The organism is Pseudomonas sp. xss_4, assembly GCF_043104125.1.
Taxonomy (GTDB): Bacteria; Pseudomonadota; Gammaproteobacteria; order Pseudomonadales; family Pseudomonadaceae; genus Aquipseudomonas; species Aquipseudomonas parafulva_B.
In genome coordinates, this window is sequence record NZ_JBICKJ010000018.1 from 1 (window position 1) to 21,847 (window position 21,847).

A 21,847-nucleotide genomic window follows, 5' to 3' on the forward strand; every position below is an offset into this window, starting at 1 on the left:
AGCAAGATCAAAAGCCAAAGCAAGATCAAGATCAAGATCAAGATCAAGATCAAGATCAAGATCAAGATCAAGATCGAGTATGAGTTTTATTGCTGGCTGTTGTTTGCCATTTCGTTTATGTACATATCCGGTGTAGGAGCGGCCTAGTGCCGCGATGGGCCGCGCAGCGGCCCCAGTATTTAAATCACAACAAACAAACTCCAAACTCGGGCCACAGCGCGCCCCATCGCGGCCGGTCCGGCGCTCCGGCCAGGCCGCTCTTACAAGAAATGGTAGGTAGTTTAAAGTTTTTTGAACGCAGCTACACCACTATGAAAGAGACTGATCTATAAGGTGCAACGTGATACCCAATTTCCATTCTCGCCAATAGGTGACCCACCTGAAAGACGTCCCTCCATCAATCCGCTAGCACCCAGATCCAACACAGGACCGCTGCTCCCCCGTATCGATGCTGACCACCACCGACATACCCGGCCGCAGCCGCGCAGCTTCTGGCTGCCCCGCATCCACCGTGATACGCACCGGTATCCGCTGGGCGATCTTGACGAAGTTGCCGGTCGCGTTGTCCGCCTGAAGCAACGCAAACTCCGAACCCGTAGCAGGGGAGATCTGTTCGATGTGCCCGTACAGCTTCAAATGGTTCAAGGCATCCACCGTGAAACTGGCCGGCTGACCGATGCGCACGTCGGCCATCTGCGTTTCTTTCATGTTGGCGATGATCCACAACGTATCGGGCACCAGCGCCATCAGCTGGGCACCTGAGTTGACATAGGCGCCCAGGCGCGTGCCGATCTGCCCCAGCTGCCCGTCCCTGGGCGCAGTGACGCGGGTGTTGTCCAAGTCGATACGGGCCAGGGCCACGGCTGCCTTGGCATTCTCGACCGCAGCCAGCAGCGCCGCGCGGTTGACGATCACCGACTCACGATCCTGCCGAGCAATCTCAAGCGCGGCCTTGGCCTGCGCAAGGCTCGCCGCCGCTGCCGCTTCGCTGGCGCGGGTAACATCCAGTTCGCGTCGTGACACTGACCCATCGCTCACCAGCGCCTGGTTACGCGACAGATCGGCCTTGGCTTTGGTCAACTGCGCGGCGGCGTCATTGATGGCAGCCTGGCGCTGGGCGATGGTCGCTTCGGCGCTCTTGCGCTGCTGGGCATTGTTGGCCAGCGCCGCTTCCTGTTGCTGCTGCTGGGCAATCGCCTGGGCCAGACGCTGGGTGTAGATGCGATCATCGAGCCTGACCAGCAACTGGCCTGCCTTGACGTACTGAAAATCCTGTACGGGCACCTCGACGATATAGCCGCTCAACTGCGGACCTATGATCGTGACCTGCCCGCGCACCATGGCGTTTTCGGTACTTTCGATGGCGCTGCTGAAAGGGGGCAGGCGCCAGGCATAAAGCACCACCAGCACGCCGACCAAGGCAACACAGCCGAATGTGATGGCAGAGAGTATGCGCACCTTGCGGGTGCGTCCAGGTGAGGTCGGCTCGCTGGGTGGCGGTGTGCCTTCCGGCGCTTCGGCGATGGCGGTCGTGGTGGTGGTGCGGGATTCTTCGGTCATCGTGTCGGTGCGCCAAGGGATGGGTCGGTCAGGCGGGCCTGACGTTTGCTGTACCAGAGCCAGGTGCCGCGTATGCAGATCCAGATCATGGTGAGAATAGCGATAGCGCCAATGAGCATGAAGACATCGTTGTAGGCCAGCACATTGGCTTCTCGGGTGGCCGCGCTGGCCAGTTGGCGCATGCCCACTTCAGTACGCAGGGCAGGGTCGGCGATCAGGCGCCCGACGCTTGCACCACCACTTTGAACCCGGGCGGTGACCAGCGGTTCCACGCTGCCCAAGTGGTCCATGAGGTGGCTTGAGTGAAATTTTTCCCGCCAGATCTGGAACGTGCCCAGCAGCGCTGCGCCAATCAGGCCACCGAGGTTGTTGCAGATGCCGAACAGCACCGAGAAGCTCACCAGGTTCTGCGGATTGGCCCGCACATGGCCGATGCCCAGGGCCATGGAGGGGCCCAGGAAGAACGTACTGCCGAACGCCAATAGAAACTGGCTCAAGTACATCTGCGCAGGGCGGGTCAGGTTGCTCGACCTGCTGTCCATGAAGGCCCCTATCGCCATGGCCAGCAGGGAGATCAGCAACGGTAGGATCAGGTGGTTGGGATTGATGGTCAGGGCGCTGGTCGCCAGCCCGGCGACCGCGCCGAGCAGCATGATCCAGTACAGCGAACGCATCTGTTCGCTGGACATGTTGAGCATCTGCAGAAAGCCGACTGCGCCGGTGGATTGTTCGGAGGTGACCATACGGATGAGGATCACGCACAGCCCCAGGCGGATGATGGCGCCGCTGCCCAGCCACCGCGTCATCAGCAAGGGGTTCTCGCGGTTGTGCTCGATCGCCAGTCCACTGAGGATCAGGACGATCGAGCCTGCCAGCGCCATGCCGATCCATGGCGCATCCAGCCACCAGTCGATGCGACCAAGCGATAAGGCAGCGCAAAGCAGCGCCGTGCCGCTGGCCATCAGGGCGAAGGTAAGAAAATCCAAGGGCTCGAAGGTCTTGAAGCGGTCACCAGGTGGCAGTTTGAGCAGAAGTACGCAGCCCAGGGCTGTCAGCGCCAGCCCCAGTTCGAACAAGTAAAGCCCCCGCCATTCGGCGATCAGTAGCAGGTCTTCTGAAAATATCCGTGCCAGCGGCAAGGCCAGCTGGGAAGCACCAAGGCCCAGGACCATGGCCTTGAGCCGCCACTGCGCAGGAAAGGCCTGGATCATGTAGTACAGGCCGAGCGAGGTCAGCGCGGCGCCCACCATGCCGTGGGCGGCCCGCACGGCAATGGCCGAGTTGAGGTCGTTGACCAGCAGGTGAGCGAAGGTCACCAAGACATAGAGCACCAGGAACACTTCGGTGAAGGCACGCAAGCCAAATTGCTGGCGAAACTTGACCAGCAACAGGTTCATGGACACGTTGGTCATCACATAGGCCGCTGGCAGCCAGGCCATTTCCGCCGTGGTCGCGCCCAGTGCACCTTGCAGAAACACAAGGTTTGCGGTCACCAGCGCGTTGCCAAGCCCGCCGGTGATGGCGACCAGCAAACCGACCAGGCCATAGGCCAGGCGCTTGGCTGGGCTGTGCAGGGGCGTAGACGGCGAACCTGGCAGGGTCGGTTTCTCGTGGGGCAACCACTGGCGGGGTGCGTACTTGTCCATGAACCAGCCTATCTAAGGTGTTGAAAGCGGCAGTTGCTTGGCCGCATGCGCTCGCGTCGATGTCATCCAGCGCTGCTACAAAGCCCGTGCCAGGAAGGGGGCTGTACGGCTGTGCTCAGTCGTGGCTACCTGTTCGGGCGTGCCGCTGGCGACCACCTTGCCGCCGGCATCGCCCGCACCAGGGCCGATGTCGATCACCCAATCGCACTGGGCGACCACGCGCATGTCATGTTCGACCACCACCACGCTGTGGCCGTTGTCCACCAGGCGATTGAGCTGCACCAGCAAGCGGTCGACATCTTGTGGATGCAGGCCGTTGGTGGGCTCATCGAGCACATACAAGGTGGCGCCGCGCGCCTGGCGTTGCAGCTCGGTGGCCAGCTTGATCCGCTGCGCTTCGCCCCCTGACAACTCCGTTGCCGGCTGGCCCAGGCGCAGATAGCCCAAGCCTATGTCTTGCAGCACCTGAAGCGAACGCCGCGCCGAGAGTTGATCCTCAAACACGCTCAACGCCTGTTCCACGGTCAGGTGCAGCACCTCGGCGATATTCATGCCACGCCAGACAACCGCGAGGGTCTCTGGATTGTAGCGGGCCCCGTGGCAGGTCGGGCAAGGCGCGAACACGCTTGGCATGAACAGCAACTCGACACTGACAAACCCTTCGCCTTCGCACGTAGGGCATCGGCCCTTGGCCACGTTGAAGGAGAAACGCCCGGCATCGAAACCCTGGGCCTTGGCCTGTTCGGTACTGGCGAACAATTTGCGTACATGATCGAACAGACCGGTGTAGGTGGCCAAGTTGGAGCGAGGCGTGCGGCCGATTGGTTTCTGGTCTACCTGCACCAGCCGCTTGATGTGCTCAAGGCCTGCGCTGACGCGGCCCGTGCTCACCTGCTCTGGCTCATCTTCCAAGTCCGCCTCCTGAGTATCCTGTGAAGCCTCGACGTGGCCCAGGTGTGCGCCCACCAACTCCAGCAGGGCCTGGCTGACCAGGCTCGATTTGCCGGAGCCCGAGATGCCGGTCACCGCCGTGAAGCAGCCCAGCGGGAACGCTGCGCTGAGGTTGTCGAGGTTGTTACGGGTTATGCCTTCCAGGTGTAGCCATGCCTGGGGCTCGCGTAATGGGCGCGGTGTCTTGTCCTGTACCTGGAACAGATAGCGGGCCGTACACGATTGCTCGACCTGGGCCAGGTCAGCCGGCGGTCCGCTGTAGAGAACCTCACCTCCGTGCTCCCCGGCGGCCGGTCCCACGTCCACCAGCCAGTCCGCACGGCGCATGGTGTCCAGGTCGTGTTCGACCACGTACACCGAATTGCCCGCCTGCTTGAGGCGCTGCAGGGCTTCGAACAAGGCTTCACTGTCGGCGGGGTGCAGGCCGGCGGAGGGCTCGTCCAGCACATAGACCACGCCAAAGAGCTGCGAATTGAGCTGCGTGGCCAGGCGCAGGCGTTGCAGCTCGCCCGATGACAGGGTAGGGGTGCTGCGCTCGAGCGCCAGGTAACCCAGGCCGAGCTCGAGCAGCGTGTCGATGCGCACCAGCAGCTCACTGGCGATGCGTTGCGCGGCCAGGCGTTTTTCAACGGTCAGGTCATCGTCCTGGATCAGGTACTCGGCTGCCGCCACCTTGCGCAGTACCTCGGCCAGGGCCTGCAGGGGCAGTTGCGACAGCGCTGCGATGTCCAAACCTGCAAAGGTCACACTCAATGCCTCGGGCTTGAGCCGTTTGCCCTGACACGTGGGGCAAGGACTTGGGCGCATGTAGCGGGACACGCGCTTGCGCATCTGCGCGCTTTGCGAGTGCATGAAGGTATGCAGCACATAGCGCCGGGCGCCGGTGAACGTGCCTTGGTAGCTGGGCTCTGCCTTGCGCTTGAGGGCAGCGCGTGCCTGGGCAGGCGTAAGGCCCGCGTAGACCGGCACGGTGGGTGTTTCTTCGGTGTAGAGAATCCAGTCACGCTGCTTCTGGGGCAGATCGCGCCAGGGTACATCCACGTCATAGCCCAGGGTGACCAGAATGTCCCGCAGGTTCTGCCCTTGCCAGGCCATGGGCCAGGCAGCCACTGCCCGTTCCCGGATGCTCAGCGAGGGGTCGGGGACCATGGTCGCCTCGGTGACCTCGTAGACCCGGCCGAGCCCATGGCACGCGGGACAGGCGCCTTGAGGCGTGTTGGCCGAGAAATCCTCGGCATACAGCATGGGCTGGTTGGCAGGGTACTGGCCTGCGCGCGAGTACAGCATGCGGATGGAGCTCGATAGCATGGTGACACTGCCCACCGAAGACCGCGCACTCGGGCTGCCACGCTGTTGCTGCAGCGCCACCGCTGGCGGCAAGCCTTCGATGGCGTCTACGTCGGGCACACCCACTTGATCGATCAGGCGCCGAGCGTAAGGCGCCACCGACTCGAAATAGCGGCGCTGGGCCTCGGCATACAGTGTTGAGAAAGCCAAGGACGACTTGCCGGAACCGGACACGCCGGTAAACACCACCAATGCGTCGCGCGGTACATCGACATCGACATTCTTCAGGTTGTGCTCGCGCGCACCCCGTACACGAATGAAACCGCTGAAGGCGGGTGTGTCGCTTGGCATGTGGCTGTCCTTGCTTGGCAGTTGGGTCGGGAAGACATAGCAGGCAATCGATCACGTGTGTGGCCTGCGGTCGAATGGGGATCGCACGCTGTAGGACGCTTCAAGCGGCCAGGGAGTTCTACCGGGCAGCCTGCGAGCTGAGCGGAGCGTGGCCATCGACCTGGACGCACACCTGTCGGTCGCCCACCGTTTTGCAGGGCCAATGATCATTGATGTAAGCATCCGGGGTGAAACACACCCGGTCATCGTTGACCCAGAACATGTGGCCGCTCGATCCGGATAGACGCAATTGGGCGCACGGCCGATAGTCCTTGATCATGAGCGTTGCCGTGGTCACTGCAATCATCACCGGGGCCGCGATGCATATCGCCATGAGCGTGACCTGGAAGGAGCGGAGCTGGAAACGGTCAAGCCGGGACGCCCGCGGCGGGTCGAACTTGCGGCCGGTAAAAAGGCCGATAATGGCGGCGAGGACCACGATGGGCGTCAACGGAATCACACCGATCATGAAGAACGCCTTGAACGAAGTCTCGACTACCGGGGCGTTGCGGTACAGGCGGCCAAAGACCGGCAGCACATCCATCCAGATGGCATACATCGCCAGGCTGCACACTGCGACCATGCCCAATCCCAGCCCCAGGGCTACGCAGCGAAACAGAAGCGGGCTGCGCAGGTGAAGTTCAGCCTGCTGTTTCATTGCTTCCCGCCGGCGCCCTGTCTGTGCCCAATAACGCCCACAGGCGCGCATCTTCGAAGTTATCGATGACCAGGCGCGCACCTGCCTCGATCAAACGTTGTGGCGTCTGGGTGGTGGCAAGGCCGACTGTGAAGATCCCGGCAGCGCTGGCTGCCCGAACACCCGGCAGCGAGTCTTCGAACGCCAACGCCTGGTCGGCATGGGCCTGCAGCCGCTGCAGGCCGGTCAGGTAGGGAAGCGGGTCGGGTTTGGGCTTGGCCAGTTCATCGGCAATCACCACGTGGTCGAACCTGTCGCTCAACTTCAGGCCTGCGAGCATGTGTTCGGCATTGAGCCGTGGGGCGTTGGTTACCACGCACATGCCTACGCCGTGGGTGCTGGCGTGATCGAGCAGACGAATCAGCCCAGGCAGCGGCTCGAGCTTTGGCGACATTTCACGGAAAAGCGCTTCCTTGCGCTCGGCCAGTGCCTGGCACTGCGAGGCACTGGCGCCTTCGAACAACTCTGCGAACAGTTCGCAATTGGCCCGGCCACTGATCTGGGCATCAAACTGGTCCTGGCTCAGTTCGCGGCCATCGTACTCATGCAGTAGCTGGCGAAAAGCCTGTAAATGGAGGGTATCGGTGTCTGTGAGGGTGCCATCAAGGTCGAACAGCAAAGCATTGAACATCAGGATTTCCCAGTCAGGTACGGGGTGGCCAGACGATGATAACCAATGACGACGACGAAGGGGGCTGGTCAGCGTGCTCCGGAAAGAGTACAAATGTGCTCCATGGACACTCTAACCCCTAAGCGCCGCGCCATTTTCGATTTCATTCGCGAGCGCATCACCGAACAAGGCCAACCGCCTAGCCTGGCCGATATCGCCACGCGCTTTGGTTTTGCCTCACGCAGCGTGGCCCGCAAGCACATCACCGCGCTGTGCCAGGCAGGCTACATCGACGTCACCCCCAATCAGGCCCGCAGTATTCGCCTGGCAAGGCCGTTACGCCGGCCTGAAATGCTGGAACTGCCGGTCCTCGGGCAGGTCGCTGCCGGTGCGCCGATCGGGCCAGACCTGGACATCCACGAGCAATTGCTGCTCGACCCCAGCCTGTTTCGCTGCACCCCCGATTACCTGCTCAAGGTGCGTGGGGACTCGATGATAGGTGACGGCATCCTCGACGGTGACCTGGTCGGCATTCGCCAGCAGGGCGATGCGCGGGACGGGCAGATCGTGGTCGCTCGGCTGGACGGCGAGGTGACTATCAAGCGCCTCCAGCGCCTGGGCGAGGGCTATCGGCTGCTGCCGCGCAACCCGGCTTACGCGCCGATTGACGTAGGGCCGGACCAGGATCTCTTCATCGAAGGCATCTTCTGTGGCCTGGTGCGGCGCGACTGATGGGCGCGGTCGTCGATCTGGACAGGCTGCTCGACCAGCGTCGGGTGTGGCGCGGCCGTCAAGCCCAGGCCCGGCCACTGGGCCTGCAACCGACCGGGCATGCCAGCCTGGACGAACGCCTGCCCGAAGGCGGCTGGCCGGCAGCGGCCCTCAGCGAATTGTTGCTCGCCCACCCTGGCAGCGGCGAACTGCAACTGCTCTGGCCCACGCTGGCGCGCCTGAGCGGCGAGGGCGGACGCGTGGTGTTGGTATCACCTCCCTTCATCCCTTTTGCACCAGCCTGGCAGGCGGCGGGCATCGACTTGCGCTGGCTGTTCCAGGTCGACGCGGGCACCACCGATACCCTGTGGGCCGCCGAGCAGTGCCTGCGTTCGGGCAGTTGTGCCGCTGTGGTGTGCTGGCCGGAACGCGCCGACGACCGCGCCTTGCGCCGCTTGCAGGTCGCGGCGGAAACCGGGCAGGCCCTGGCGTTCGCCTGCCGCGGGCAAGCGGCCCTGCACAATCCGTCGCCTGCGGCATTGCGCCTGGCCATCGACGTACGCCCACCCCAGTGGCGGGTGATCAAATGCCGTGGCGGCATGCCGCCGGCCCAACCGATCGCGTGTTCAAGGCAGGGATGATGGATCATGTTGTGGGCCTGCATTCTATTTCCGCAGCTGGCGCTGGACAGCCTGCTGCGCGAGCGCGACGACCGTGACGCACCCCTGGTGCTGCTGGGTGGTCCCAGTCAGCGCCGGGTCCTGCAGTCGGTCAACCCAGCGGCCGCCGCCCTGGGGCTTCGCGCTGGTCAAACCCTGACGGCAGCACGTGCCCTGGCTGACGGCTTCACCTGCCTTGAAGTCGACCCCAGGCGCATCGATGCGTTGCAGCAGTTGCTGGCCGCCTGGGCCTACCGTTTCAGTGCCCAGGTCAGCTTGCACTACCCGCGAACTTTGTTGCTGGAGGTAGGGTCCAGCCTGCAGTTGTTCGGGCCGTGGCCAGTATTGCAGGCGCGCCTGCGCCAGGAACTGTCTGCGCTGGGCCTGCGTCAGCGCATCGTCCTGGCCAGCAACCCGGTGGCTGCGCGCATGCTGGCCAATGCTCACGACGGGTTGGCGTTGGAAGATGCCGCTTCGACCCGTGCAGCGTTGGCCGAAATGCCCATCGACCGGATCGGTCTGCGACCGGAGGATGCCCAGGCCTTTAGCCGCATGGGATTGCGCCAGCTCAATCATGTGCTGGCGCTGCCGCGTGATGCACTGGCCAGGCGCTTTGCTCCCCAGGTGCAGTTGCACCTGGATCAGTTGCTGGGCATGCGCAACCTGGGCCTTGCGTTCTTCGAACCGCCCGATCGTTTCGACGCGCGGTTGGAGCTGAACTTCGATGTGGAGTCGCATCAGGCGCTGTTGTTCCCATTACGTCGCCTGCTGACCGACCTGGCCGCGTTCCTGGCGGGGCGCGACTGTGGTGTCCAGCGTTTCAAGGTGTACATGGAGCACGCGCAGGGCTCTGACACCCAGCTCGACGTTGGATTGTTGGCTGCAGAACGCGACCCGGCCATGTTGCTGGAACTGGCCCGTGGCAGGCTGGAATCGGTGCGCCTGAAGGCGCCGGTGCGTAACCTGCGCCTGGTGGCCGAGGATTTGCCACCGTTCGTACCTCAACACAAAGCGTTGTTCGACCCGCGTGCCCAGCAGGCGCAACCGTGGGAACAACTGCGCGAACGCTTGCGTGCACGCCTGGGTGACCAGGCCGTGACGGGGCTCAGTGCCTTGGCGGACCATCGTCCTGAACAAGCATGGCAGGCCAATGAAATCGGCCAGTGGTCCAGCCTGTGCGTTGCACCCGGAAGCCGTCCTGGCTGGCTGCTGGCAACCCCCACGGTGCTCGAAGAGCAGGCGTACCAGGTTCAGGGGCAGGCCGAGCGCATCGAGTCCGGTTGGTGGGACGGCGGGGACGTGCGCCGTGATTACTATCGCATCGAAACCCGTGAGGGCCTGCGTGGGTGGGCCTACCGCGACCTCGGCCAAGGCGGCCCGCTGTGGCTGCAGGGCTGGTTCTGATGAGCGGCGTTGGCTACGCCGAGTTGCATTGCCTGAGCAACTTCAGTTTCCAGCGCGGGGCTTCAAGCGCCGATGAGTTGTTCCGCCGGGCTCGCGAGCAAGGCTACCAAGCCCTGGCCATTACCGATGAATGCACGTTGGCTGGCATCGTGCGCGCATGGCAAGCGGCGAAAGAGCAGGGTGTACGGCTGATCGTCGGCAGCGAAGTGCAACTGCAGGACGGGCCTAAGCTGGTGCTGCTGGTGCAAGACCTGCAGGGCTACCAGAACCTTTGCGCCTTGATCACCCGTGCGCGGCGTCGGGCGTCCAAGGGGAACTACCAGCTATTTCGCGAGGACCTGCCTGCGCACAGCTCGGGCCTGTTGGCATTATGGGTGCCTGACGATATTGCCGATCAGGCGGTGGGCGAGTGGTTGAGGGAAGTCTTCGAGCACCGCCTATGGCTGGCCGTGCATCTTCACCGCGGTGTCGATGACGACCAGCGCCTGGCGCGTCTGCGCGCATTGGCGACGGCCTTGGGTGTACAGGCGGTGGCGTGCGGGGACGTTCACATGCATGTGCGCGGTCGGCGCGCCCTGCAAGACTGCATGACGGCCATTGGCCGACGGTGTCAAGTGGCTGAGGCAGGGCGCTTTCTGTACGCCAACGGCGAACGTCATTTGCGTACCCCTGCCCAATTGGCCGAGTTGTATCCTGCCGACTTGCTGGCCCAGACCTTGGTGATAGCCGAGCATTGCCGTTTCGACCTCGCCGAGCTGCGCTACCGCTATCCCGAAGAACTGGTGCCCGCTGGGCATACCCCTGCCAGTTGGTTGCGTCAGCTGTGCGAGCAAGGGTTGCCGCTGCGCTGGCCCCAGGGCCCGAGCACCCAAGTCCGCCAAGCCCTCGATCGAGAGCTGGCCTTGATCAGCGAGCTGGGCTACGAGAGTTATTTCCTCACCGTCCACGACATCGTGGCCTTTGCCCGTGAGCAGCACATCCTGTGCCAGGGGCGCGGCTCTGCAGCCAACTCGGTGGTGTGCTTCGTGCTGGGGATCACCGAGCTGGACCCCATGAAGCATCGCTTGCTGTTCGAGCGCTTTTTGTCACGCGAGCGCAACGAGCCGCCGGATATCGATGTGGACTTCGAGCACGATCGGCGCGAGGAAGTCATCCAGTATGTATTCAGACGCTATGGTCGACACCGCGCGGCGTTGACAGCGGTGGTCAACACCTACCACGCCAGTGGGGCGGTACGCGATGTGGCTCGCGCATTGGGGCTGCCAGCCGACCAGGTGGACGCCCTGGCCAAGTGCTGCGGCCGCTGGAGCGACCGCATCCCCGATGAGCAGCTTTTGATGGAGGCGGGGTTCGATGCAGGCAGCCCGGTGCTGCGGCGCATCCTGGTGCTGGCTGGTGAGCTGATCGGTTTTCCCCGGCACTTGTCGCAACACCCAGGTGGCTTCGTCATCTCGCAACAACCCCTCGATCAGCTGGTGCCCGTGGAAAACGCGGCCATGGCCGAGCGTACCGTGATCCAGTGGGACAAGGATGACCTGGACATGGTCGGCCTGCTCAAGGTCGATGTGCTGGCACTGGGCATGCTCAGTGCACTGCGTCGCTGCTTTGCGCTGGTACAGCAGCACCGTGGGCGACACTTGACCCTGGCCACCGTCCCTGCCGAAGACCCGGCCACGTACGCCATGATCAGCCGCGCCGAGACCATGGGCGTGTTCCAGATCGAATCCAGGGCGCAAATGGCCATGTTGCCGCGCCTGCAGCCCAGAACCTTCTACGACCTGGTCATCGAGGTCGCCATCGTGCGTCCCGGTCCCATTCAGGGCGACATGGTCCATCCCTACTTGCGCAGGCGCCTGAAGCAGGAACCGGTGACGTACCCATCGCCCAAGCTCAAGGCGGTGTTCGAGCGCACCCTTGGCGTGCCGCTGTTTCAGGAGCAGGTGATGGAGTTGGCCATGGTCGCGGCGGACTACAGCCCCGGTGAGGCCGACCAACTACGCCGCAGCATGGCCGCGTGGAAACGCCACGGCGGGCTGGAGCCGCACCGCGAGCGGTTGCTCGACGGCATGCAGCGCAATGGCTACGAACTGGCGTTCGCCGAACGCATCTTCGAACAGATCAAAGGCTTTGGCAGCTACGGATTCCCCGAATCCCACGCCGCCAGTTTTGCACTGCTGTGTTATGCCAGCAGTTGGTTGAAGTGCCACGAGCCGGCCATCTTCACCTGCGCGCTGGTCAACAGCTGGCCGATGGGGTTCTACAGCCCCGACCAACTGCTCCAGGAGGCTCGCCGCCAGGGCATTGAGGTGAGGCCGGTGGACGTGTGTCACAGCCAGTGGGACTGCACGCTCGAGCCAGGGCCTGGGGGTGAACTGGCAATCCGCATGGGCTTGCGCTTGGTCCGCGGCCTGGCCGAAGCCGATGTGCGCCGGCTCGAACAGGCAAGGGCCATGCAGCCTTGGCGAGACGTCGAGGACCTGTGCCTGCGCTCGGCCCTGGATGAGCGCGCCCGGGCTCGTCTGGCGGATGCAGGCGCCCTGGTCGCGCTGGCCAGGCACCGGCACCAGGCACGCTGGGAAGTGGCGGCGGTACAGGCGCAGCTGCCTTTGTTCGCCGACGTGCAGGCGGCCCCCGAGCAGCCGGTCGAGCTGCCGGCGCCTACCGTCGGCGAGGATTTGGTAGCCGACTATCACGCCATGGGCACGACCTTGGGGCCGCACCCATTGACCTTGCTGCGGTCCCGTCTGCGGGCACTGGGGTGTCGCAGTTCCGGTGAGCTTCAAGGTGTCGAACACGGCGACGCCATCGCCATGGCCGGGCTGGTGGTGGGCAGGCAGCGGCCACAGACCGCCAGTGGTGTGACCTTCGTCACGCTCGAGGATGAGTTCGGCATGGTCAACGTGGTGGTGTGGCGGGACCTGGCCGAACGGCAGCGGCGTGCACTGGTCGGCGCCCGGCTGATGAAGGTCAGTGGCCGCCTGGAACAGGAAAATGGCGTGCGCCACCTGGTGGCCCGACGCCTGGAGGATGTGAGCGTGCTGCTGCAGGGGCTGGACGTACGCAGCCGGGATTTCCACTGACCCCCTGCAGCACGGCCTCGCTTACACCATCGCCAAGCGCTGCTTGCGGGTAGGGGCCTCGAATGCCTGGTCGATGGTGTTCAGGTCATCGGCGGTCAAGTTCAAACGCGTTGCCTCGGCATTGAGCCTGACATGCTCGGGCCTCACAGCTTTTGGAATGGCGATGACGCCGTTGTGGCGCGTGACCCAGGCCAGGCAGACCTGGGCCGGGGTAGCTCCATGGTCGTTGGCGATTTGCTTGAGCACGGGGTGTTGCAGCAAACGTCCTGCCTGGGCCAGGGGGCAATAGGCCATGATAGGCAATCCATGCTGCACCGACCAGGGCAGCAGGTCGAATTCGATCCCTCGTTGCGCAGGGTTGTAGAGCACCTGGTTGGTGGCACAATCGGCGTTGTCCAATTCGCGAAGGTCATCCACGTCGAAGTTGGACACGCCCCAACGCTTGATCTTGCCAGCCTCGCGCAGCCGCTCGAAAGCGTCCACGGTTTCGTGCAACGGGTACTGGCCGCGCCAGTGCAGCAGGTACAGATCGATGCAGTCGGTACCCAGGCGCTTGAGGCTGCGCTCGCAGGCAGCCTGTGTGCCGCGCTGGCTGGCGTTGTGCGGGTACACCTTGCTCACCAGAAATACCTCGTCCCGACGCCCGGCGATGGCCTGGCCCACCACCTGTTCTGCACCACCCTCGGCATACATCTCGGCGGTGTCGATCAGGCGCATGCCCAGGTCGATGCCTTGTTGCAAGGCGGCGACTTCGGCCGCCCGACGGCTCGGGTCTTCGCCCATGTACCACGTACCCTGGCCGATGCTCGGCACGTTGGCGCCTGCCAATTTCACGTCACGCATGTTACCTCCGGTGGGTGGGTATTATTCAGTAGAACATCCAGCAGCGCCTGGGCTGCCGTGGACAACGTGTGCTCGCGCAGGGCTATCACGCCAATGCGCCGTTCGACGGCAGGCTCGACCAGGGGGATACAGCGGGCCCCCAGCTCCTGCATCTGGGTAATGCACAGCGCCGGTACCGCGCTGACGCCTAGACCGCTCGCGACCATGCGGCCAACGGTTGCAAGCTGATGACTTTCGAAAGCCACAGCCAGTTTGCCGTGCTGCACCGCCACGTTCTGCTCGAGCAACAGGCGCACGGCAGAAGGACGCTGCAGCGCCACGAAATCCTCGGCAAGAAGCTGCGCCCAACTGATTTGCGCAAGCCGGGCCAAGGGCGAGTCAGCCGGCACGACTGCAACGAACCGGTCGAGGTACAGCGGGTGAAAGTGCAAGCCCTCGACATTGTCTGGCTCAAAGCCGATGCCCAGTTCGACGCGCCGATGCCTGACCAGTTCCTGTACCTGTTCATTGATGACGTCGTGCACGGTCACGTTGACCTTGGGGTAGCACTGACGGAAAAGCTTGAGGGCCCCTGGTAACAGGTTGCCGGCAAAGGAGGGCATTGCCGCGATGGCAACCCGGCCCAGTTGCAGGGTGAAGCGCTGGCGCAGCATTTCCTCGGTGTCGTCCCAGTCAGCCAGCAGGCGACGGGCCAGCGGCAGCAGTACCTCGCCTTCTGCCGTCAGGCTGACGCTACGTGTGGTGCGGCTGAGCAGGGCACCGCCCAGGTTCTCCTCCAGCGCCTTGATGGTCAGACTCAGTGCGGGCTGTGAGATGTGCAGGTGCTCGCCGGCCTGGGCAAAGCTCTGGAACTTGGCCACGGCGACGAAGGCGCGCAGTTGCTTCACATTCATGGGAATCGCCTATGCTTTGATTTGAAGTGCTTATCAATCGATCAAAAAAACAAAATTAACAAATCAGTGAACAGGGGAGAAGATACCCCCACACGCTTACCGACGCCCCGTCGGCTCAACAACTACAAAAGGCGAACCAGCATGGCCGGATTGGACAAACGCGTAGCTACGTACGAACAGGCCCTGGAAGGGCTGACCGACGGCATGACGGTATTGGCCGGGGGGTTCGGCCTGTGCGGCATACCTGAAAACCTGATCGCCGAGATCAAGCGTCGCGGCGTCAAGGGCCTGACCGTGGTCTCCAACAACTGCGGCGTCGATGGCTTCGGGCTTGGCGTGCTGCTCGAAGACCACCAGATTCGCAAGATGGTCGCTTCCTACGTGGGGGAAAACGCCGAATTCGAGCGCCAGCTGCTTAGCGGGGAGCTTGAGGTCGAGCTCACGCCCCAGGGCACCCTGGCCGAAAAAATGCGCGCTGGCGGAGCGGGCATTCCTGCATTCTTCACTGCCACCGGTTATGGCACCCCGGTCGCCGAGGGTAAGGAGGTGCGGGAATTCAATGGTCGCAAGTACATCCTAGAAGAAGCCATCACCGGGGACTTTGCCATCGTCAAAGGCTGGAAGGCTGACCATTACGGCAACGTGATCTATCGCAACACTGCCCAGAATTTCAACCCTCTGGCCGCCACAGCCGGCAAGATCACCGTGGTCGAAGTCGAGGAAATCGTCGAGCCTGGCGTGCTGCTGCCCAGTGAAATCCATACCCCAGGCATCTTCGTGGACCGCGTCATCGTCGGCACCTTCGAGAAGCGCATCGAAAAACGCACCGTCAAGGCCTGAGCGCCCCTACAGAACAACAAAGAGATCCTGACCATGGCACTGACCCGCGAACAGATGGCCCAACGCGTTGCACGTGAACTCAAGGACGGCTACTACGTCAACTTGGGTATCGGTATTCCCACCTTGGTCGCCAATTATGTGCCGGCCGACATGGACGTGATGCTCCAGTCCGAAAACGGCCTGTTGGGCATGGGGGAATTCCCCACCGAAGCGACCCTTGATGCTGACATGATCAACGCGGGCAAACAGACTGTCACCGCCCGCATTGGCGCCTCGATCTTCGACTCGGCGCAGTCGTTCGCCATGATCCGCGGCGGTCACGTCGACCTGACCGTGCTCGGTGCCTTCGAAGTGGACGTGCAGGGGAACATCGCTTCCTGGATGATCCCGGGCAAGCTGGTCAAGGGCATGGGGGGCGCCATGGACCTTGTGGCCGGTGCGGAAAACATCATCGTCACCATGACCCACGCCTCCAAGGACGGAGAGTCCAAGCTGCTGCCCCAGTGCAGCCTGCCGTTGACCGGCGCGGGTTGCATCCGCAAGGTGCTCACCGACCTGGCTTACCTTGAGATTGAGGACGGTGCATTCATCCTGCGCGAAACCGCGCCCGGTGTGAGCGTCGAAGAAATCGTCGCCAAGACGGCCGGCAAGCTCATCGTGGCCGATGATGTGAAGGAAATGACCTTCTAACCCCACATGCAATCTCACCCTGCTGCGACGAACCCGCTCGTCCAGGTTGCCGCCTTCACCACGGTACCTGGCGGGCGGGTTGGTTGGCGCAGGGTTCGCGCGTTTATGCGCGGCCTTTCATCTACCTATAAAACCAATAAAAGGACGCTTCCGTGGCCGCTGAACTACAAGACAGCCGCTCTGCACGCTTTGCCCTGCGCTGTTCCAACTGGGCCGAGCGCTGGTTCCCCGACTCCTGGGTATTCGCCGCCTTGGCAGTGCTGCTGGTGTGCCTGGGCGCGTTGGCCATGGGCGCCAAGCCCCTGGACACCGCCAAGGCCTTCGGGGATGGATTCTGGAGCCTGATTCCGTTCACCATGCAAATGGCATTCGTGGTCATCGGCGGCTATGTGGTCGCCAGTTCGCCGCCTGCCGCGCGGTTGATCGATCGTTTGGCCCGCATTCCGCGCAACGGTCGCTCGGCCGTTGCGTGGGTAGCCCTGATCTCGATGCTGGCGTCACTGCTCAACTGGGGCTTGTCCCTGGTCTTCGGTGGTCTGCTGGTGCGCGCGTTGGCGCGTCGTACCGACCTCAAGATGGACTACAGGGCTGCCGGTGCGGCGGCCTACCTGGGATTGGGTGCCGTTTGGGCGCTGGGGCTGTCCTCTTCGGCGGCTCAGTTGCAGGCCAATCCGGCCAGCCTTCCGCCCTCGATCCTGTCGATCACCGGCGTCATTCCATTCACCGAAACCATCTTCCTGTGGCAGTCAGGCGTGATGTTGGCGGCATTGGTCGTGGTATCGCTGGTCATCGCCTATGCCACGGCGCCGGGTCCCAACAGCGCGCGCAGCGCCGAGGCCTGTGGCGTGGACCCAAGCTTCAGCGCCCCGCCGGCACCGGCGCGTACACGCCCCGGCGAGTGGCTGGAGCACAGCCCAGTGCTGATTTTGTTGCTCGTTGCACTCGCCGCAGGCTGGCTGTATCAGGAGTTCGCGAGTAAACCCGCCATTACGGCCATCTCTGGCCTGAACACCTACAACCTGCTGTTCATCATGCTCGGCGCACTGCTGCACTGGCGGCCGCGCAGCTTCCTCGACGCGGTGGCCCGTGCCGTGCCCACCACCACCGGCGTGCTGATCCAGTTCCCGTTGTACGGCTCCATTGCCGCGATCCTCACCCAGGTCAAAGGGGTCGACGAACAGACGCTTGCCCATCACATCTCGCTGTTCTTCACCCAAATTGCCACCCACGATACCTATGCCCTGTTGATGGGTGTTTATTCGGCAGTACTGGGCTTCTTCATCCCGTCAGGCGGCGGCAAGTGGATCATCGAGGCGCCCTACGTGATGCTGGTGGCCAACGACCTGCAGTACCACCTCGGCTGGGCCGTGCAGATCTACAACGCAGCCGAAGCGTTGCCCAACCTGATCAACCCGTTCTACATGTTGCCGTTGCTAGGGGTGCTTGGCCTGAAGGCGCGCGACCTGATCGGGTTTTCCTTCGTGCAGCTGCTCGTGCACGTCCCCCTGGTGCTGTTCCTGCTGTGGGCCTTGGGCACCACGCTGCAATACACGCCACCGGTCATGCCGTAGCGGCTGCTGATGACCACAGCACTGCGTCTTGTTTTAGGGTGAGGTGCAGGGCTGTGGTCAAGGTGCTTTCTGTAAGCCGCCCCTTGGCGCGCGAATAGCAACAGGCTCCCACCCCCTTGAATTCACCAAGCCACATTCCCACCACCTGCACAACTCAAGCGACGTTTTTTTGACTTGTTTGGACTAAGCCCATTGAGATTTATTATGGTGTCGGTTCATTGACGTAATGTCAGAGTGCCCATAAGCTCAAGTCAATACCGCAACACACCCCGCATCATCGCGCCACTTACTCATTGATTATCCTGGTTAAAAGGACGGCGTATGCGCACGACTCTGATTGTGAAATCGTTCTTTTTGTTGGTGCTGCTAAGCGGTGCCGCCCGCGCGGCTGATTCGTATATCAACCAGAGCAGTATCATTCCTGTTGCAACCGCGGGTTGGTTCTTCGCATTTGCAGTCGTGGGTTTTGTCGCCGTGGCCAATCGAAGAAAGATTTGAAAGACCGCTGTTATAGTCACTCAGGTAAGACCGCTTGAGTTGGCTTGTGAATTCGTCAAGCGTTGCTATATTGCCATTACCCTCTCGAAGTCTGGTCAACAGGGTTCGACGTGCCGCCTAGCGGCCGGCAGAGCGTGGCGCTTGCGGTGGTAACTGCGAAGTGGAGCGAGAGTTGGTGTGTTGTTCTCTTCAGTGCTCTAGTCGGGCCATTTGGCCGGAGGGACCCTCATGGTGCGTTCATTGTTCGCCGTCGTTGGCCTTGTTGCAATGTGGTCGGGTCAGTGCGCTGCCGCGCCCTCGGAATCGGCCTATCGCCTCAATCCCGGCGATGTGGTGATGGTCTCGGTCTGGCAGGAGGACAGCCTCAAGCAGGAGGCAACCGTGCTCCCCGATGGCAGCATCACGTTCCCACTGGCGGGCCGCATAGATGTTGCAGGGCTGGATGTGGCCTCGGTTGAAAAACAAGTGGCCAGCAAACTTGAAAAGTTCCTGCCCGACCCGAACGTCAGCGTGGTGGTCAAGAGTAACGCGGGCAACTTGGTGTATGTCCAAGGCAAGGTCATAAAGCCCGGCCCTGTGCAAATGTCAGGCCCCACGGCCGTGCTGCAGGCGTTGAGCATGTCGGGTGGGTTGGACAAGTTTGCCGATGAAAGCGAAATAATGGTCGTGCGTGGCACCGGCACGTCCCAACGAATCTTGCCCGTGCGATACAAGGACCTGGTGACGGGCCGCGACATGTCTACAAATTTCCAACTTCAGGCCGGTGACACACTGGTCGTTCCTTGATCATGCCTTTTAATAAGTAGACTTGATGCCTCTTCCAAGAACAACACGCATTGCCGCGGCAATTGTGGTCTTGCCGCTTGCGCACTCAACCCAGGCCGCTACCTGGCAGTCGACGATGGTGGTACCGACTTCGGTCGAACACGACAACAACCCGCTGTTGCTATCGTCGGGCGAGAAAGGGGTGACACGTACCCTGATCGCACCTGACTACACCCTGATCGGCAGTTTCGGCCCAGATGAACTCCGGTTGGGTCTGGGCCTGGACATTCTGCGCTCATCCGACACCAACGTCGTCGATGACCGCGAAGACCCGGACATCAGCCTGGGCTGGCAACGCACCACCGAACGAGGGCAGTTCGGGCTCCTAGCACGCTACAACGAAACCTCGACGCTGTCGGGGACCGTACTCGATACGGGCGTAGTCACCACCGATGGCACGCAGAAGCTGTACACCTTGACGGGTAACTGGCGCCAGGCGATCACCGAACGCAGTACCCTGAGCAACGAAACGACCTATAACCGCGCCCGTTACGATATCAACAGCCTCACTGGCTACGACGAGCTGGCCAATACCCTGACCTGGACTTATGCCTGGAGCGAGCGCGCCGACGTTTATACCCGCTTCGGTGCTCGGCGTTATGAACCCGATGACGACCTGACCGCCACGGCCTCCAACAGCTACAGCCCGGCGGTGGGCATCAAGTACCAGTTCTCCGAGTCACTGAGCGCCGATGCACACCTGGGCGTCAACAAGGTGTCGGGCAGCCAAGGGGGCCGGCGCGGGGAGGGCGGCGTGGCGCTGCTGTACACCGGGGCACGCAGCGATGCCAGCCTGACGGTCGAGCGCAGCACCGTGGCCAGTGCCCAAGGCGGCTTCGCCCAGCTCGATCAGGTGCGTGGGGTCTGGAGCTATGCCCTCGACCCGTTGACCCGGGTAGGCGCCGACGCCGCCTGGCAGGACAGTAAGGGCCAGATACCCAATACCTTGCAGATCTACAGCCTCTGGGCCAGCCGCCAATTGTCCCCCTATTGGGACGTGCGCCTGGCGCTGACCTACAAGGAGCGCAAGCAGGACCTTGACGGCGATGCGACCGCCACGATCGTTGGCTTGACCCTGACATACCGCTATCCCGACATCTGAACCGCTTGCAGGTGGCCCCATGAAGTCCGATTACGAGCTCTCCCTCAGAGATTACATCGCCATTATCAAGGACCGGGCCGTGGTGTTGGGGGTCAGCGCAGCCGTCATCCTGGCCGCCACCGTCGCCGTGGCGTTGATGGTGCCACCGATCTACCAGTCCACCGGCACGATCCTGGTGGAGTCCCAGCAGATCTCACCCGAACTGGTGTCAACCAACACCACCAGCTTTGCCGACGAGCGCATCGAGGTTATTCGCCAGCGGGTGATGACGCGGGAAAACCTACTGCGCATCATCGACAAGTACGGACTGTTTGCTGACAAGCGCTTGAGCGAAAGCGACAAGATCGACCAGATGCGCAACGCCATCGCGGTCCAGACGTTGACCACGTTCGTGCGTGGACGCGGCGAGGCGACGGTGGCCTTCAACGTGTCCTTCGAACATCGTCAACCAGAGCTGACCAAAGAAGTCGCCGATGAACTGGTGACACTGTTTCTCAATGAGAACCTCAAGCAGCGCACGGAGCGGGCCAACGAGACCACCGAGTTTCTGACCCAGGAGGCGAACAAGCTGGGGGCAGAGCTGGCCAGCCTGGAGAACCAGTTGGCCGACTTCAAGCAGGCCCATGCCAACGCGTTGCCTGAGCATCAGACGCTGCGCATGAACATGCTTTCGCGGGCAGAGCTCGAGTTCCGCGAGGTAGACCGCGACTACAAGGCGGCCCAGGAGGAACTGCGCTACCTGGAGCTTGAGCTGTCCGCCGCCAATGCCGGCCTTGGTACCAAAACCGGGGAGGGCGCGCGTCCAGCCGGCGCGGATCAGCCTCAGGACCTGGCCAGCCTGAAGGCCGAATACGCCCGCTTGTTGACCCGCTACAAGGAAGCGCACCCCGACGTGGCCGCGGTCAAACGCAAGATTCAAGCGCTGGAGGCCAGTGGCCAGACCGGTAGCGTGGCCTCGACGGTGAGCCTGGATGCGGCACGCGTAAGGGCCAAGATGAGCGCCGCACAGGTGCGTATTGCCTCGTTGGCCGAGCAGAAGCGCGAATTGACCCGCAAGATGGAAGGGTACGAAGCCGAGATTCTCGAAGCGCCGCAGGTTGAGCGCGGCCTGGTGACGCTGATGCGCGACCATGACAACGCGCGCAAGAAATACGAGGAGATCCGGGCCAAGGAAATGGGCGCCAAGATCACCGAGAGCCTCGAGCAGGAAAACAAGGCCGAGCGTTTCGTACTGCTCGAACCGCCCTTGATGCCCGAAAAGCCTATCAAGCCCAACCGCAAGAAAATCGCGGCACTGGGGCTGGTGCTGGCGCCGGCAGGTGGTGGGGCGCTGGTCATGTTGCTGGAGATGCTCAACCAGCGGGTGCGGGGCGTGGGCGCCCTTGAGAACCTGCTGGGCAGGCGCGTACTGGTGGCGCTGCCTTACATCGACACCCGCGCCGACGTGGCCAGGCGCAAGCGCTGGCGCAACGGCCTGATTCTGGCAGCGTTGTGTCTGGTGGCTATCCTGGTAGGGCTGGTACACCTCTTCTACATGCCGCTGGATGTGCTGTTGCTCAAGCTCACTTCCAGGTTTGCATAGGAAAGCAG

18 protein-coding genes are annotated in these 21,847 nt (G+C 62.7%); 11 read left to right on the plus strand and 7 right to left on the minus strand.

Annotated features, from left to right (window positions below; all coding sequences use genetic code 11):
• Positions 1-405 precede the first annotated feature (405 nt).
• The 5 genes from ACF8GB_RS03185 to ACF8GB_RS03205 form a co-directional block, all read right to left on the minus strand.
• Positions 406-1,560 carry an HlyD family secretion protein gene (locus ACF8GB_RS03185; protein ID WP_058639207.1) on the minus strand — a complete coding sequence of 385 codons (1,155 nt, stop codon included), beginning with the start codon at positions 1,558-1,560 and terminating at the stop codon, positions 406-408.
• Positions 1,557-3,206 carry an MFS transporter gene (locus ACF8GB_RS03190; protein ID WP_392526527.1) on the minus strand — a complete coding sequence of 550 codons (1,650 nt, stop codon included), beginning with the start codon at positions 3,204-3,206 and terminating at the stop codon, positions 1,557-1,559. The genes ACF8GB_RS03185 and ACF8GB_RS03190 overlap by 4 nt, the downstream gene beginning before the upstream one ends.
• Positions 3,207-3,281: 75 nt before the next feature.
• Positions 3,282-5,795 (minus strand): excinuclease ABC subunit UvrA, encoded by a 2,514-nt coding sequence (gene uvrA, locus ACF8GB_RS03195; protein WP_392526528.1) that lies wholly within the window; start codon positions 5,793-5,795, stop codon positions 3,282-3,284.
• A gap of 118 nt (positions 5,796-5,913) precedes the next feature.
• Entirely contained in the window at positions 5,914-6,492 is a 579-nt protein-coding gene (locus ACF8GB_RS03200; protein WP_392526530.1) for a hypothetical protein, read from the minus strand.
• The gene (locus ACF8GB_RS03205) at positions 6,476-7,162 is read right to left on the minus strand and encodes an HAD family hydrolase (RefSeq protein ID WP_392526531.1); all 687 of its coding nucleotides are present in this window, start codon (positions 7,160-7,162) and stop codon (positions 6,476-6,478) included. The genes ACF8GB_RS03200 and ACF8GB_RS03205 overlap by 17 nt, the downstream gene beginning before the upstream one ends.
• 93 nt (positions 7,163-7,255) lie before the next feature.
• Here ACF8GB_RS03205 and lexA point away from each other — a divergent pair, with 93 nt between their 5' ends.
• The 4 genes from lexA to ACF8GB_RS03225 are packed head-to-tail and all read left to right on the plus strand — an operon-like array spanning position 7,256 to position 12,995.
• Positions 7,256-7,873 (plus strand): transcriptional repressor LexA, encoded by a 618-nt coding sequence (gene lexA / locus ACF8GB_RS03210; protein ID WP_392526532.1) that lies wholly within the window; start codon positions 7,256-7,258, stop codon positions 7,871-7,873.
• On the plus strand, positions 7,873-8,493 hold the full coding sequence (imuA, locus tag ACF8GB_RS03215) for a translesion DNA synthesis-associated protein ImuA (protein WP_392526533.1): 621 nt from the start codon (positions 7,873-7,875) through the stop codon (positions 8,491-8,493). Before lexA ends, imuA begins: the two co-directional genes overlap by 1 nt.
• Before the next feature lie 6 nt (positions 8,494-8,499).
• Positions 8,500-9,915 (plus strand): DNA polymerase Y family protein, encoded by a 1,416-nt coding sequence (locus ACF8GB_RS03220; protein ID WP_078478668.1) that lies wholly within the window; start codon positions 8,500-8,502, stop codon positions 9,913-9,915.
• Positions 9,915-12,995 carry an error-prone DNA polymerase gene (locus ACF8GB_RS03225; RefSeq protein ID WP_392526534.1) on the plus strand — a complete coding sequence of 1,027 codons (3,081 nt, stop codon included), beginning with the start codon at positions 9,915-9,917 and terminating at the stop codon, positions 12,993-12,995. The genes ACF8GB_RS03220 and ACF8GB_RS03225 overlap by 1 nt, the downstream gene beginning before the upstream one ends.
• A gap of 21 nt (positions 12,996-13,016) precedes the next feature.
• Here ACF8GB_RS03225 and ACF8GB_RS03230 read toward each other — a convergent pair whose 3' ends face one another.
• Positions 13,017-13,838 (minus strand): aldo/keto reductase, encoded by an 822-nt coding sequence (locus tag ACF8GB_RS03230; RefSeq protein WP_392526535.1) that lies wholly within the window; start codon positions 13,836-13,838, stop codon positions 13,017-13,019.
• Positions 13,826-14,731, minus strand: a complete 906-nt coding sequence (locus ACF8GB_RS03235; RefSeq protein WP_058604648.1) for a LysR family transcriptional regulator — start codon at positions 14,729-14,731, stop codon at positions 13,826-13,828. Before ACF8GB_RS03235 ends, ACF8GB_RS03230 begins: the two co-directional genes overlap by 13 nt.
• A 141-nt stretch (positions 14,732-14,872) precedes the next feature.
• Here ACF8GB_RS03235 and ACF8GB_RS03240 point away from each other — a divergent pair, with 141 nt between their 5' ends.
• The 7 genes from ACF8GB_RS03240 (at position 14,873) to ACF8GB_RS03270 (ending at position 21,839) form a co-directional block, all read left to right on the plus strand.
• The gene (locus tag ACF8GB_RS03240; RefSeq protein WP_058604647.1) at positions 14,873-15,571 is read left to right on the plus strand and encodes a CoA transferase subunit A; all 699 of its coding nucleotides are present in this window, start codon (positions 14,873-14,875) and stop codon (positions 15,569-15,571) included.
• A 33-nt stretch (positions 15,572-15,604) separates the two neighbouring features.
• Entirely contained in the window at positions 15,605-16,261 is a 657-nt protein-coding gene (locus ACF8GB_RS03245) for a CoA transferase subunit B (RefSeq protein ID WP_023535443.1), read from the plus strand.
• 152 nt (positions 16,262-16,413) lie between these two features.
• A complete protein-coding gene (locus ACF8GB_RS03250) occupies positions 16,414-17,832 on the plus strand; it encodes a short-chain fatty acid transporter (RefSeq protein ID WP_058639215.1) in 1,419 nt (472 codons plus the stop codon).
• Positions 17,833-18,153: 321 nt separating this feature from the next.
• A complete protein-coding gene (eppA, locus tag ACF8GB_RS03255) occupies positions 18,154-18,330 on the plus strand; it encodes an EPS-associated small membrane protein EppA (RefSeq protein ID WP_193755012.1) in 177 nt (58 codons plus the stop codon).
• 228 nt (positions 18,331-18,558) lie between these two features.
• Positions 18,559-19,116: a polysaccharide biosynthesis/export family protein gene (locus ACF8GB_RS03260; protein WP_058604644.1), complete on the plus strand. Its 558-nt coding sequence runs from the start codon at positions 18,559-18,561 to the stop codon at positions 19,114-19,116.
• Positions 19,117-19,141: 25 nt separating this feature from the next.
• A complete protein-coding gene (locus ACF8GB_RS03265; protein ID WP_197844757.1) occupies positions 19,142-20,257 on the plus strand; it encodes a hypothetical protein in 1,116 nt (371 codons plus the stop codon).
• Between the two features lie 19 nt (positions 20,258-20,276).
• Complete coding sequence (locus tag ACF8GB_RS03270) at positions 20,277-21,839, plus strand: Wzz/FepE/Etk N-terminal domain-containing protein (protein ID WP_058639217.1); 1,563 nt, start codon at positions 20,277-20,279, stop codon at positions 21,837-21,839.
• The last annotated feature ends 8 nt before the right edge of the window (positions 21,840-21,847 follow it).